This window comes from Microbacterium sp. TNHR37B, from assembly GCF_001620065.1.
Classification (GTDB): domain Bacteria; phylum Actinomycetota; class Actinomycetes; order Actinomycetales; family Microbacteriaceae; genus Microbacterium.
This window is the reverse complement of record NZ_LQGV01000003.1, coordinates 688,419-702,182: the sequence shown is the minus strand read 5'-3', so window position 1 is coordinate 702,182 and position 13,764 is coordinate 688,419. Positions and strand designations below refer to the sequence as shown.

The 13,764-nt window shown below is 69.4% G+C and carries 10 protein-coding genes; 4 read left to right on the top strand and 6 right to left on the bottom strand.

The window, feature by feature from the left end:
- Positions 1–60: 60 nt before the first annotated feature.
- From AVP41_RS11385 to AVP41_RS11375, 3 genes are all read left to right on the top strand, one after another.
- Positions 61–1,341: a hypothetical protein gene (locus AVP41_RS11385; protein ID WP_157532465.1), complete on the top strand. Its 1,281-nt coding sequence runs from the start codon at positions 61–63 to the stop codon at positions 1,339–1,341.
- Positions 1,338–2,699, top strand: a complete 1,362-nt coding sequence (locus AVP41_RS11380) for a polysaccharide biosynthesis tyrosine autokinase (protein ID WP_067164408.1) — start codon at positions 1,338–1,340, stop codon at positions 2,697–2,699. The genes AVP41_RS11385 and AVP41_RS11380 overlap by 4 nt, the downstream gene beginning before the upstream one ends.
- Before the next feature lie 159 nt (positions 2,700–2,858).
- Positions 2,859–5,456, top strand: a complete 2,598-nt coding sequence (locus AVP41_RS11375) for a right-handed parallel beta-helix repeat-containing protein (RefSeq protein WP_067164405.1) — start codon at positions 2,859–2,861, stop codon at positions 5,454–5,456.
- Positions 5,457–5,553: 97 nt separating this feature from the next.
- Here AVP41_RS11375 and AVP41_RS11370 read toward each other — a convergent pair whose 3' ends face one another.
- On the bottom strand, positions 5,554–6,714 hold the full coding sequence (locus tag AVP41_RS11370; protein WP_067164403.1) for a glycosyltransferase family 4 protein: 1,161 nt from the start codon (positions 6,712–6,714) through the stop codon (positions 5,554–5,556).
- Between the two features lie 107 nt (positions 6,715–6,821).
- Here AVP41_RS11370 and AVP41_RS11365 point away from each other — a divergent pair, with 107 nt between their 5' ends.
- The gene (locus tag AVP41_RS11365; RefSeq protein WP_067164401.1) at positions 6,822–7,418 is read left to right on the top strand and encodes an arsenate reductase/protein-tyrosine-phosphatase family protein; all 597 of its coding nucleotides are present in this window, start codon (positions 6,822–6,824) and stop codon (positions 7,416–7,418) included.
- A 75-nt stretch (positions 7,419–7,493) separates the two neighbouring features.
- Here AVP41_RS11365 and AVP41_RS11360 read toward each other — a convergent pair whose 3' ends face one another.
- From AVP41_RS11360 to rfbA, 5 genes are all read right to left on the bottom strand, one after another.
- Positions 7,494–8,621 (bottom strand): DUF1972 domain-containing protein, encoded by a 1,128-nt coding sequence (locus tag AVP41_RS11360; protein ID WP_082829250.1) that lies wholly within the window; start codon positions 8,619–8,621, stop codon positions 7,494–7,496.
- 80 nt (positions 8,622–8,701) lie between these two features.
- Complete coding sequence (locus AVP41_RS11355) at positions 8,702–10,234, bottom strand: sugar transferase (RefSeq protein WP_082829168.1); 1,533 nt, start codon at positions 10,232–10,234, stop codon at positions 8,702–8,704.
- A gap of 227 nt (positions 10,235–10,461) precedes the next feature.
- Positions 10,462–11,877, bottom strand: coding sequence for a sugar nucleotide-binding protein (locus AVP41_RS11350; RefSeq protein WP_067164397.1), 1,416 nt, complete (start codon positions 11,875–11,877; stop codon positions 10,462–10,464).
- Entirely contained in the window at positions 11,878–12,876 is a 999-nt protein-coding gene (gene rfbB / locus AVP41_RS11345) for a dTDP-glucose 4,6-dehydratase (protein ID WP_067164395.1), read from the bottom strand.
- Positions 12,876–13,745: a glucose-1-phosphate thymidylyltransferase RfbA gene (gene rfbA, locus AVP41_RS11340; protein ID WP_067164392.1), complete on the bottom strand. Its 870-nt coding sequence runs from the start codon at positions 13,743–13,745 to the stop codon at positions 12,876–12,878. The genes rfbB and rfbA overlap by 1 nt, the downstream gene beginning before the upstream one ends.
- Positions 13,746–13,764 lie beyond the last annotated feature (19 nt).

The following is a 13,764-nucleotide window of genomic DNA, read 5'->3' as shown; positions in this document are numbered from 1 at the left end:
CCCTGCGCCGCATCGCTACGATGCCTAGAGCGATCCTCATGCCGGGGAAGGGGGGCGATGGTGGGCGATCCGCTTCGCCTGCTGGCGCTGCTCCTCATCGGACTCAATGTCCTGCTGGCCCTCTGGCTGCTGTTCCGCCGCGACGCCCGATGGGCGGTCGTGCTGTGGACGATAGCGCTGTTCTTCGCGCCGGTCTACGTCAACGTCTCGGTGCAGGGAGTCGCGCTGACCGTCCTCGATGTCGTCACGATGGTCGCCATCGTCGGATGCTGGCCCTCGGTGCGGCTGCGCTGGTCGGTCGTGGACACCCTCGCCGTCGCCGCGTTCGGGGCGATCGTCGTCGGCCTGCTGTTCGGCGGCGTCTGGGGACACGTGCAGTACACGGTGTTCTCCTGGCTCCTGCCTTATATATGGGGCAGGATCGCGATCGCCGCCGTCGGGTCCGAGTTCGTGGTCTCGTGCATCTCGGTCATCGCCGTCGTGGCGGCCGCACTGGCGATCATCGAATTCGCCACCGGGGTCAACATCTTCGTCCTCATCCCCGGCGTGTCCGGCGCGATGTGGACCAACCTCCAGTACCGCGGCGGCCTGTTGCGGGCGGAGGGAGCGTTCGGGCACTCCATCTCCCTGGGGTCCAGCCTCGCGATCTCGAGCGCGTTCGTTCTGGTCACGACCTGGCGGTGGTGGTGGAAGGCCGGTGCCCTCGCGATCGTCACGACCGCGATCGTGATGACCCTCAGCCGTATCGGTCTCGTCGGGCTTCTCCTCGTGATCGCCCTCTCCGTGGTGTTCCTCGGCCGCTACATCCGCATCGGGCAGCGGGTCGCGGCCGTCGGGCTGTCGTTGGTCGCTCTCGTGGCGGCGGTGCCCTTCATCTCCACCGTGTTCGACGACGCCGGCGACGAGGCGGCCGGGAGCGCCGAATACCGCGCCGATCTGCTGCCGCTCGTCGGCGACATGAACGCGATCGGCGTCTCCGATGCGCGACGCGTGGACGCCACGGGCGTCGACTACTTCGGCGGATTCCAGTCCATCGACAGCGCCCTCATCCTCACGGGCCTGCGGCACGGCATCGTGCCCCTCGCCATCCTCGTGCTGATGCTCGCGGTGTGCGTGTGGGTCGTCGTGACCGGTCGCGGAAGCCCCGCCGCCGTCGCCATCGTCAGCCAGATCCCGGCCCTGGCGACGGTGGCGCTCATCACGCAGTACGCCCCGTTCCTCTGGTTCGTCGCGGGAATCGCGGTCTCCTCTTATAGTCTGGCCTGGCGTCGGGACGGTGCCCATGGGGAGGCCCCCGTTCTGGATGACGCGCGACACACACTGCTCAAGGGGGCAACATGAGCACCACGCAATCGGCGGCGACACGGCTGCCGTCCGTGTTCCTGCAACTGTGGTGGGTGATCGTGGTCGCCGGGGTCGTGGGCGGTCTCGCCGCGTTCGGCTACAGCTCGACGCTGACCCCCGTCTTCCACTCGACCGCGTCGATCTACTTCTCGATGCGTACCGCGTCCAGCGGCTCCGACATCAATCAAGGGTCGGCCTACACGCAGAACCAGATGCTCTCCTTCGCACAGCTGGCCACGTCGGCCGCCGTGCTCGACGAGGTCCGCGATGACCTGGCGGGCACCCGTCCCGACCTGACCCTCACGGATCTGCGCCGCATGACGAAGGTCGAGATCCCGCAGAACACCGTCGTTCTCGAGATCACCGCCGCCTCCGCCAACCCCGAGTTCGCCGCCGAGGTGGGCAACTCCATCGCCGACAACCTCACGCAGGCCGTGTACACGATCGCGCCGAAGGACGACAAGGGTGAGTCGACGGTCGTTGCCCGCGTGATCGATCCCGCCGTGCCCGCCACCGTCCAGTCCTCGCCGAACAAGTCGCAGAACGCGGTCATCGGCGTGCTGATCGGCGCGCTCCTTGCCGCCCTCGCACTGAGCGCGTGGGCGCTGCTGGACACCCGCGTGCGCTCGCGCAATGCGCTCGCCGAGGTCACCGACCTGCCGGTGCTGGGCGCCGTGCCGCGGCAGAAGGGCAAGCCGAGCGGTCCCGTGGTCTTGACCAAGCCCAACGGCCACGGAGCGGAGGCCTATCGACAGGTCCGCTCGGCGCTGAAGTTCTCCGCCGTCGAGCATCGCATCGGTGCGATCGCCGTCACCTCGTCCGTCGCCGGAGAGGGAAAGACCACCACTGCGGTCAACCTGGCACTCGCCTACGTCGAGTCCGGCCAACGCGTGCTCCTCATCGATGCGGACCTGCGTCGCCCCACCGTGGCGACCACACTCGGGCTCGAGAACGCGGTGGGACTCACCTCGGTGCTCGTCGAGGCCGTCGAGGCCGAGGACGCGATCATCGAGAGCGCGGGAGGCCTCGCGGTGCTCACCGCGGGGGAGCCGGCCCCGAACCCCGCCGAACTGCTCGCGTCGAATCGGATGCGACTCCTCGTGGAGGCGCTGCGCCCCTCCTACGACCTCGTCGTCATCGACACGGCCCCCGTGCTGTCGGTCTCCGATGCCACCGTCATCTCGCAGTACGTCGATGCCACGATCGCGATCATCAACACCCGCAAGACCGCAAAAACCCAGGTGGAGCGCTGTATCGCGGCGCTCACCGGGGTGCGCGCGAACCTGGCTGGCTTCGTCCTGAACAACGTCGCCGAGGCGCGGCGCGACCGGTACTACTACCTCTCCGAGAACTGACCCGAGGCCGGATCGTCGCCGGCGGCGGCCGGCGCAGCTCCATGCGCTGGCATGAGAGTGCTCTCACACCCGTGCGGATCGGTTGACCGCGGTGGTACGTTTTCTGCCACCCGCTTGCGTTCCCCCCAGCCCGACCCGCGGTTGCCTGGAGACCCTCATATGTCGTCGTCGCCTGCCCCTCGTCGCTTCACCCTCATCGCCATCGCCCTCGCGGCGCTCGTGGCGCCGTTGCTGACGACCACGCCTTCCGTGGCCGCCGACGACACGCTCGCCCGCGACTCGATGAGTCGCACGGTCGCTTCGGGATGGGGCGCCAGTCTCGACGGCGGACGCTATGCCGTCGTTCCCACGCGTGCCGGCTCGGTCTCCCGTGGTACCGCGACGCTCACCGTCGCCGGAGCCGGACGGTCCGCGCGTGCCCTGCTTCCTTCGGTGGCCACCGCCGCGAACGTCGTCAGCAGGATCGACGTGCGGTTGCCACGGCTGCCGAAGTCGGGGTCGACCGTCTACGCGTCGCATCTCGTCCGCGCCACCTCCACCTCGGGCTACGCCGCGCGAGTGATCGTGCGCTCCAACGGGCGGGCCGATCTCGAGATTGCCCGATCGGCGGGGATGTCGTTCACGACGCTCGCGCGCACGGCGCTTCCGTTCCGGGTGAAGGCAGGGGAGTCGGTCCGGATCCGCGCCGCCGTCAGTGGCGCCGGTCGCACCGTGACCGTGTCGGCCAGCGCGTGGCGCGCCAGCGCCACCCAGCCGGCCGCCTGGATGCTCCGCACCGCAGACACGTCGGCGTCGCGCGTACGGGCCGCCGGGTCTGTGGGAGCTTTCGTCTACGCCTCGGGCGCCGGTGCCGTGATGCCCGTGTCGTTCGACAACCTCAGCAGCCGACGCACCAGCGCTGCCCCGGCGCCCGCGCCGACCCCCCAGCCCACACCGACGGTCACCCCGAAGCCGACGCCGAAGCCGACGCCCACTCCGAAGCCCACGGCCAGTGCGACGCCGAAGCCGACTCCCACGCCGACGGCGACGGCCGAGCCGTCCCCCACCGGGCAGGGCGCCGTGCGCGTGGACTATCCGGGCAAGCGCGGCGATGTCGGCGCAGCAGCGCCCGGCACACTCGCCTACCCCGTTCCCGCGGGGGCGATCTTCGTCGCACCGAGCGGCAAGGACTCCGCTCCCGGCACGAAGAGCCAGCCGGTCAAGACCATCGAGCGTGCCGTCGAGCTGGCCAAGAACTATGGCACCGTGGTGCTGCGCAAGGGGAGCTACCACCAGTCGGTGTTCGTGATCCCCCGCACCGGCATCACGATCCAGCCCTACCCGAACGAAGAGGTCTGGCTCGATGGCGCCGAGGTCGTCAGCGGCTGGCAGCAGTCCGGTTCCGTCTGGGTCAAGAGCGGCTGGACGACGTTCTTCGACTCCAGCCCGACCTACGCCAAGGGCAAGCCCGACGGCACGCAGCCCGGCTGGCAGTGGCTGGATCCCAAAAAGCCCATGGCGGCGCATCCCGACCAGATCTGGATCGACGGCAAGCCCCTGACCCAGGTGGGATCGCGCTCAGCGGTCACCTCCGGAACCTTCTACGTGGACCGCGCCGGCAAGGCGCTCGTCATCGGATCCAATCCCAGCGGCAAGAAGGTCGAAGCGAGCACTCTGTCCAAGGCGCTCACCATTCGGGCGACCGATGCCGAGATCCGCGGTATCGGGATCCGTCGCTACGCCACGAGCGTGCCCGAGATGGGAACCGTCACCGCCGATCAGCCCCGCATCACCCTGACCGACGTGACGATTCGCGACAATGCGACCACCGGCTTCTACACGTGGGCCTCGAACGTCACCCTCACTCGGGTGACCGTCGCGAACAACGGCCTCCTGGGTGCAGGGGCATCGCAGTCCGACGGCCTCACCGTGAAGGGGATGCTGTCGGTCAACAACAACTCGCAGGGCTTCAACCGGGCCCCGGTCTCGGGAGCGCTCAAAGTCACCCGGGCCCGCGGGATCCAGGTGACCGACAGCTCGTTCATCGACAACAAAGGTCAGGGCCCCTGGTTCGACGAGTCGGTCTACGACCTGACGTTCACCGACAACGACGTCTCCGGTAACACCGGGTACGGCCTGGTCGTGGAGCTGTCTGACAAGGCCGTGATCGCGAACAACCTCGTCGCCGGTTCGGGCAAGGCGGGCATCCTCATCGCCAACTCGGGCAACGCGGCGGTGTGGAACAACACGCTGTCCGACAACGCCACGGGAAGCGTCTACATCACGCAGGACGAGCGTCGCGCCTCCAACACGAGTCTGCCCGGGCACGATCCGCGGCGCCCCAACCCCGACCCCACCGTGCCCTGGACGGTACGCAACGTCGTCGTGAGCAACAACGTCATCTCCGAGGCGCAGGGCGACTGCGTCGTGTGCGTCAATGACTGGTCGCGGGAGTTCACGGGAGCCAAGATGGTCACCGAGAGCGGCGGAAACGTCTACCACCGCACCCGCGCCTCCGCCACCAGCAACTTCGCGCAGTGGGCGCAGGCGGGCAACGGCAACCAGCGCCACGCCTCCTTCTCGGCCTACGTCTCGGCGACCGGCCGCGACAAGACCTCTCGCGCGGTCGACGGCGCTGCGGTGCTGTCTCCCGAGCTGAAGCTGCTGTCGACGATGCGTTCGGCTCAGAGTTCGAACGCGTCACCGGTTCCCGCCGCCGTCGCCGCGAAGAGCGCACTGACCGAGGGAGCCAAGGTCATCGGAGCCCAGAGCCGCTGACCGCGCGGGAGCGGGGGAGCGGGCTGCGGCTGCGCTCTCCCGGTCTCGGCGGTCAGGGACCGAGGCGGGCCGGGAGCGACCGGGCGGCGCGGCGTCGTCAGCGAACGGAACCCGCCGACCGCACCGCGTCACTGACCGCGCGACGGTAGAGCTTCGGGGCGTGTCGCGCCTCCGCCTGCGCTCTGCTCGCCTCGAGGCGCCCCCGCAGGTCGGTCCAGGTGCGAACGATGTCCTCCAGGGCGTCGGCGATGGCCGTCGGCGCGTGGGGTGCGACGAGGGCGGTCGTCGGGTAGCCACCGGCCGCCTCGCGCAGGCCGCTGGTGTCGCTCGCGACGACGGGACGCAGCGCGAGGATGCCTTCGACCGCCGTGTTGCCGAACGGCTCATCGATGCGGCTCGGCACCACGAGCACGTCGTGCTCGGCCAGCACCGACCACACGTCGGGGCGGAAGCCGAGGAACCGCACGGTGTCACCGCCGAGCTCGGCCGCCCGCTCCCGGAGCTCCTGCTCGTACCACTCGTAGCCGGTGAAGACCGAGCCGAGCAAGGACACGGTGGCCGGTCGCCCGCGCTCGGCGAGAAGCGCGACGGCCGAGATGACGTCGTCCACGCCCTTCCGCGGCGACAGTCGACCCATGTAGAGCACGCGGAGCTCGTCGATCTCCTCCCGCGGAAGCGCGGCCTCACTCGGCCCGGCGACGCCGTTGAAGACGAGGTCGGCGTGACGTGCGGCGCGGGGGAGGGCGGCGGCGATCGTGGTGCGGCTGAACTCGCTGTTGACCAGCACGGTGGTGGCGGCGAGATGCGGTGCGTAGAGCGCGGCGTTGATGAGCCGCGACCCCGACGCCTCGGCCTCGTGCACGTGGCTGACGACGGGGACGCGCCGGACGCGGGCGAGGAGCGGCCATTGCGGAATCGTGATGGTGCTCACGTAGACGGCGGCGGGACGCACCCGGCCGATGAGGCGCCAGGCCGCGCCCGCTCCCCGCAGGGTGTTCCGGATCAGCGTCGGCCATCCCCGGGGGCGCAGGAGAGACTTGCGGAGCACGAGCATCGGGAGGATCACCACCTCGGCGCCGGCACCGCGCAGGTGATCGACGAGCGGTCCGTGCTCGGGGAGGGCGACCACGGCGCGCGCGCCGGAGTCGACGATCCCTCGCGCGCTCTCCAGCAGCATCCGGTCGGAGCCGAAGAGCTCGGCGCCGGGATGCACCAGCAGGTAGGTCTCGCGTGCGGGTGTCTCAGATCGTTCCGCCATCGGTCCATTCTCTCTTCCGGTGTGTCGGTCGTGCCCCACCTGCGCCGAGTACAGTGGGAGCCACGCTCGTCCATACAGCTCTGCACGCGGAAATCGGGGGAAACCACGTGGAGAAACGCCTCTTGTTCGTCTGCGCCGCGAACGTCTGTCGATCGCCGCTCCTGCAGTTCGAGTTCTCCGGTCTCGTCGCCGCCGATGGCGGGGCCGAGGGCTGGAGACTGCAGAGCGCCGGTGCCCACGTCGCCGGCAGCCTTCCGGTGTGCTCCGTCGTCGACGAGATCCTCGTGCGCGACGGGGTGGCGCACGAGGAGGTGGCTGCCCATCGTTCACGACAGCTCGACGCCGAGCTGATCGAGGACGCCGACCTGGTCATCACGGCGTCGCTGGCCGAGCGCGCCGCCGTCGCCCGGTTGGTGCCGACGGCGCGCGAGCGGACGTTCACTCTGCGCGAGGCGAACGTGCTCTCCGCCGACGTCACGGGTGCGACGAGCCTCGACGAGGTGGCCGGTGAGCTCAACAAGCGACGCGCCTATGGACTGCTGCCGACGGCGCGCACGGGGTGGTCGTTCGGCCGTCCGCACCCGCTCGACATCCCCGACGACCATGGATCACGCGCGCCGAAGCACGCCGGCACTCTGTCGGCCGCACGGGGCTACATCCGCACCTTCCACACGCAGCTCTCCCGCGCACTCGCCGAAGCCTGACGCCGCAACGGGGCTCGTGGCGCGCGCACCGGGGACGCTCCGGGGTCGCCTCGTGTCGACCGCGGAACGCGGGGGTCACGATCGACGGCGTGCGCGTCGGGCGGTGCGGTGGACGGACCCCCCTGACGACAGCCGATGGGCCAGGGCCTCGTACTCGTCGGCGACGGCCTCCCAGCGGAACGACTCTTCCGCGCGCGCGCGCATCTCGCGTCCGCGCCTCGTCGCCGTGGCGGGGTCCTTCTTCACCTCGTCGAAGCGATCCCGCGCGCCGTCGGCGTCGCCGAAGAACCAGGCATTGCCGTCGAGGGTCTCGCGGTTGAAGCCGACGTCGTAGGCGATGACCGCGGTTCCCGCCCCCATCGCCCGGAGCAGGGACGGGTTGGTGCCCCCCACCGAGTGGCCGTGCACATAGGTGTGCGCATGGAAGTAGAGGGCATCGAGGAGGTCCTGATCGTAGACCCCGCCCAGGAGCCGGATGCGGTCGTCACCCTCAGCAGCGGCGGCGATCCGCTGTGTGTATTCGGCGCTGTACGGAGCGGATCCGACGACGACGAGAGGCATGGTCGCCCCGCTCGCCCGATAGCCCTCGACGATCTCGAGCACGTGGTTCTCGGGTTCGAAGCGCGCGACGACCAGGTGGTAGCCGTCGGGCTCCAGTCCGCGCTCCCGCACGCCACCGTCCGGGGCGGAGGCGAGGATCGGCGCGCCGTAGCGGATGAGCTCGGTCGGAACCGAGAACTCCGCGTCGTAGTAGTCGGAGATGCCGGGGGCATCGGCGATCAGCGCATCGGCCCACCGCACGCCGAACTCTTCCGCCCAGCGGTAGTAGGCCTTGCCGCGCCGGCCCCACTTCGAGCGCTTCCACTCGAGTCCGTCCATGTGGAGCGCGATCGGAATGCGCCGTGCGCGCAGCAACGGCAGGAAGGGCGAGTTGGCGGCGTTGAAGACGAAAGCGGCGTCGGGGCGCCGGCGCAGCAGCGCGTGCCCTACCGAGAGGCCCGTGTGGCTGAGGGTCTCCAGCTGCTTGACCGGGAGCGCGGCGAGATGCACGACGCGCATGCCGAGGAACTCCCGCTCCTTGTGGTCGGAGCCCCGCGTGTACACCGTGACGCGGTGTCCGCGTTCGGCCAGACGGCGCCCGACCTCCTCGACGGCGGTCTCGAAACCGCCGTAGGCCGCCGGGACCCCGCGGGTCCCGATCATCGCGATCGACAGCGAGCGCACCGGTCGCACGGTTCCGTCGTCGTCGGACGTCACCGGCGCCGGGCTCGCCGGCGAGGGGTTCAGTACGCCCCCTCGGGCTTGATCATCACTTTTGCCGTTCGCCACATCAGCACGATATCGCTGAGCACCGACCAGTTCTCCACGTAGCGCAGGTCGAGCCGGACGCTCTCCTCCCAGGAGAGATCGCTGCGGCCGCCCACCTGCCACGGTCCGGTGATGCCCGGCTTGATGTAGAGGCGACGGAAGACGGTGCCGTTGTACGCGGTGACCTCCGCCGGCAGCGGCGGGCGCGGGCCGACGACGCTCATGTCGCCGCGCAGCACGTTGAAGAACTGCGGCACCTCGTCGAGCGAGTACTTGCGGAGGATGCGACCGATGCGCGTGACGCGCGGGTCGTCCTTCATCTTGAACAGCGGGCCGGCGCCCTCGTTCGCCTCGAGGAGCTTGGCGAGCTCCGCTTCGGCGTTGATGCGCATCGAGCGGAACTTGACCATCTTGAACGTGCGGCCGTCGCGGCCGACCCGCTCCTGTTGGAAGAACACCGGGCCCGGGTCGTCGATCTTGATGGCCAGTGCGATCAGCGCCATGAACGGCGAGAACAGCAGCAGGAACGCTGCCGACGCCACGACGTCCAGAGCTCGCTTGATCAGATACGCGCCGCCCTCGAACGTCGGGATCCGCACGTGGATGAGCGGCATCCCCTCGACCGGGCGCAGCGACATGCGGGGCCCGGCGACGTCGGCGATCCGGCTCGAGAGCACCAGCTCTGCGGCGGTGCCTTCGAGCTCCCACGCGAGACGCTTGATGTACGTCGGGTCGCCCGCGGGTTGCCCGGCCACCATGATGGTGTCGGCGTTCAGCTCGGCTGCAGCGCGGGGTGCGGCGTCGTCGCCCGAGACCACCGGATAGCTCTCCGTCCCCACGGAGAGGCTTCCGATCTGGTCGTCGAGGACGACGGTTCCCACCACGTTGTAGCCGAGGCGGCCCTCGTCGCCGAGAGTACGGATGGCGTACTCCACGTCGTCGCGGGTGCCCACCACGACGGTGCGCGACGAGTATCGGCCCAGCGCGCGCTGCGCGACGAGCCAGCGGCGCGCGACCCACCGCGAGACCAGCAGGGCGAGGGCACCGGCCGGCAGCGCGAAGAACAGCTGCGTGCGGATGCCCTGCCACTCGAAGGCCACGTAGACGATCGCCAGAGCGCCGAAGGCGAGCCCCGTCGCGTGGAGCACACGTGTGTACTCCGTCGCGCCGCTTCCCATGATCGCCGGCTCGCGGGTGTTGAGCAGCCCCAGCGCGATCGCCCAGACGATCGCCGTGCTCAACGGCACCCGCAGCAGAACCCACGGATCGGTCGCGAGGACCTGCGGAGAGGTCGCCAACAGTGAGAGCACCGAGGCGAGCACGCACGACAGCAGCACGATGGTGCTGTCGGTCACGCGCAAGCGGGTGCGGAAGCGGCGCTCCCACTGTTGGCGGCTCGCGATCGCTGCGGAGGCACGCGGAGCGACCGACGCGCTGGTGCGCGCCGTGCCCAGAGACGTGAACCTCGGCAGATGCAGTGCCGGTACGACCTCGTCGACCGCGCTCACTGCGCTTCCCCCACAGCAATCAATTGCGTCAGCATTGTGCCCCCCAGCAACATGCGACATGCAGACACGCGATGGCGCCTACATCATCCCCCAGATGAACGCTGTGGTCCCCCCGGACCACGTGACAACCCCAGCTGTCACGTCGCGTTCACCCTCACTCTAGCGCTCGTTGGAGGATCCGCAAACACCACCGCGCATTTTTCACGGTGTCGTGCGCACCCCGCGCGTCAGGCGGAGGCCGCGAGGTACTGTCGGAGGCTCATTGCCGCGTCGGGGACGTCGAAGCCGGTCGCCTCCAGCCGCGAGAGGTTGAGCACGCTGTTGCGCGGCCGCGCTGCGACGGGGCCGGTGGCCGCGGCGAAGTACTCCTCCGTGCTCACATCGGTCACACGGGCAGGGTCGCCTCCGACGGCGGCGAACACCGCGCGGGCGACGTCGGCCCACGATGTCGGCTCTCCGCCACCGGTCACGTTGTAGACGCCGAACGGCGCGCCCGTGTCCAGCAGATGCAGGATGGCCCGCGCGATGTCCTCGGTGAAGGTGAGGCGCCCGATCTGGTCGGAGACCACCGTGGGCGAGACCCCGCGTTCGGACAGCGCCGCCATCGTGCGCACGAAGTTCCGGCCCTCGCCGATCACCCACGACGTGCGGACGATGTAGTGCCGCGGCACCGTGCCGACGATCGCGTCGCCGGCCGCCTTGGTCTGGCCGTACACGCCGAGCGGACTGACCGGGTCGTCCTCCGTGTAGGGGCGGTCCGCGGCGCCGTCGAAGACGTAGTCACTCGAGACGTGGACGAGGGTGATGCCGTTCTCGCGGGCGACGGAGGCCAGCGCCGCGACGCCGGTGACGTTCGCCGCCCATGCACCGCGGCGGCCCTCTGGCGTCTCGGCCGTGTCCACGGCGGTGTAGGCCGCGGCGTTGATGATCGTCGCGTAGTCGCGCCACCGCCGAGCCGACGCCAGATCGGGTGCGGCGAGGTCGAGGTCGGCGCGCGAGGCGAACTCCACCTCGACGCGGCCGGCCAGAGCCGTGCGCAGGGCGCGGCCGAGCTGGCCGTCGGCGCCGACCACGAGCGTGCGTCGCGGGGGCACGGGCACGGCCTCCGCGAGCACGGGGTGGGCGCGGTCCTTCTCGGAGATCTCGACCTCGTCGAGGGGGATCGGCCACGCGATCGCCAGCGCCGGATCGCCCAGGTTGACGAACGAGTACGACGCCGCCGGCGACCAGTGATCGTTGACGAGGTAGGTGTACGCGGTGTCGGGCTCGAGCGTCTGGTACGAGTTGCCGACGCCGCGCGGCACGAAGATCGCCACGGAGGGATCCAGCTCCGCCGTGAACACCCGCCCGAAGCCGGGGCCTTCGCGCAGGTCCACCCACGCGCCGAAGATCCGCCCGGTCGCGACCGAGACCCACTTGTCCCACGGCTCGGCGTGGATGCCGCGGGTCGTGCCGACCGCGTCGTTGAACGACACGTTGTTCTGCACGGGACCGAAGTCGGGAAGGCCCGCCGCGGTCATCTTCTCCCGTTGCCAGTTCTCCTTGAACCAGCCGCGGTTGTCCCCGTGGACGGGGAGATCCCAGATCGTCAGGCCGTCGATGCCGCTCTCGCGCGGGGTGAGCGGCTTGCCGTACGCCGTCACTTACTGCCCCTTGGAGGCATAGAAGGCTTCGACGCCGTCCTTGCTGGGGGCCCACCAGTCCTCGTGCGCCCGGTACCACTCGATCGTGGCGGCGAGGCCGTCTTCGAACCTTCCGTACGACGGCGCCCAGCCGAGCTCGGTGCGCAGCTTGGTCGAGTCGATCGCGTAGCGCAGGTCATGCCCCGGGCGATCGGTCACGAGGTCGTAGGCACCGGCGTCCTGCCCCATGAGCTCCAGGATGAGCTCGACGACCTCGCGGTTGTTCTTCTCGCCGTCGGCACCGATGAGGTAGGTCTCGCCGATGACGCCGCGGTCGAGGATCGTCAGGACCGCCGAGGAGTGGTCGTCGGCGTGGATCCAGTCGCGCACGTTCTCGCCCGTGCCGTACAGCTTGGGGCGGACGCCGCGGATCACGTTCGTGATCTGGCGGGGGATGAACTTCTCCACGTGCTGGTGCGGCCCGTAGTTGTTGGAGCAGTTGCTGATGGTGGCCTGCACGCCGAACGAACGCACCCAGGCGCGCACGAGGAGATCGGAGCCCGCCTTGGTCGACGAATACGGCGACGAAGGGTTGTACGGCGTCGACTCGGTGAACCGCTCGGGGTCGTCGAGCTCCAGGTCTCCGTAGACCTCGTCGGTGGAGATGTGGTGGAACCGGGTCTCGTGCCGCCGGGCCGCCTCGAGGAGTGTGTACGTCCCGATGATGTTGGTGTCCAGGAACGGGCGTGGATCGTGCAGCGAATTGTCATTGTGGGACTCCGCTGCATAGTGCACGACCGCGTCGGCGTCGGCGGTCAGCTCGTCCACGAGGGTGGCATCGGTGATGTCTCCCTGGACGAAGCGCAGCCGCGACTCCGGGATGCCCTCGAGCGACGCGCGATTGCCCGCGTAGGTGAGACTGTCCAGCACCGTCACGTGATGATCGGTGTGGGAGGTGACGTAGTGGACGAAGTTGGATCCGATGAATCCGGCTCCTCCGGTGACCAGCAGCTTCGCCATCAGCGACCCCTCTCCAGCGCTTCGAGCAGATAGGTTCCGTAGCCCGACTTCACGAGCTTCTCGGCCCGTTGACGCAGGTCGTCGTCGGTCAGGAACCCTTCGCGCCACGCGACCTCCTCGGGCACGCCGATCGACAGCCCGGTGCGCCGCTGGATCGTCCGTACGTACTCGGCGGCGTCGGTCATCTGGTCGAACGTCCCGGTGTCGAGCCAGGCGGTGCCGCGCGGGAGCACCTCGACCTGCAGCTTGCCGCGTTCGAGGTAGGCCCGGTTGACGTCGGTGATCTCGTATTCTCCGCGCGCCGACGGCTGCAGGTTCCGTGCGATCTCCACCACGTCGTTGTCGTAGAAGTACAGGCCGGGAACCGCGTAGTTGCTGCGGGGTGCCGTGGGCTTCTCCTCCAGCGAGACCGCCGTCCCCGCGTCATCGAACTCCACGACACCGTAGGCCTGCGGCTCGGCGACCCAGTACGCGAAGATGGCGCCGCCCTCGATGCCCGAGAACCGCTTGAGCCGCGAGCCGAGGCCCGGACCGTAGAGCAGGTTGTCTCCCAGGACGAGTGCGACGTCGTCGTCGCCGATGAAGTCGGCCCCGATCGTGAACGCCTGCGCGAGCCCGTCGGGCGAGGGCTGTTGCGCGAACGTGAGCGAGATGCCGAATTGTGACCCGTCGCCGAGCAGCCGCTCGAAGAACGGCGCGTCATGCGGCGTCGTGATCACGAGGATGTCGCGGATCCCCGCGAGCATCAACGTGGACAGTGGGTAGTACAGCATCGGTTTGTCGTAGACCGGGATGAGCTGTTTGGAAACGCCCATCGTGATCGGGTGCAAACGCGTGCCCGATCCCCCCGCAAGAATGATCCCCTTCATGCGCCCATCGTCGCACATG

What these genes read in the sequence shown, in the direction of transcription:
- rfbA (WP_067164392.1), bottom strand. Translation starts at nt 13,745, where the DNA reads ATGAAGGGGATCATTCTTGCGGGGGGATCGGGCACGCGTTTGCACCCG.
- AVP41_RS11360 (WP_082829250.1), bottom strand. Translation starts at nt 8,621, where the DNA reads ATGATCGGGACCCGCGGGGTCCCGGCGGCCTACGGCGGTTTCGAGACC.
- rfbB (WP_067164395.1), bottom strand. Translation starts at nt 12,876, where the DNA reads ATGGCGAAGCTGCTGGTCACCGGAGGAGCCGGATTCATCGGATCCAAC.
- AVP41_RS11370 (WP_067164403.1), bottom strand. Translation starts at nt 6,714, where the DNA reads ATGGCGGAACGATCTGAGACACCCGCACGCGAGACCTACCTGCTGGTG.
- AVP41_RS11380 (WP_067164408.1), top strand. Translation starts at nt 1,338, where the DNA reads ATGAGCACCACGCAATCGGCGGCGACACGGCTGCCGTCCGTGTTCCTG.
- AVP41_RS11375 (WP_067164405.1), top strand. Translation starts at nt 2,859, where the DNA reads ATGTCGTCGTCGCCTGCCCCTCGTCGCTTCACCCTCATCGCCATCGCC.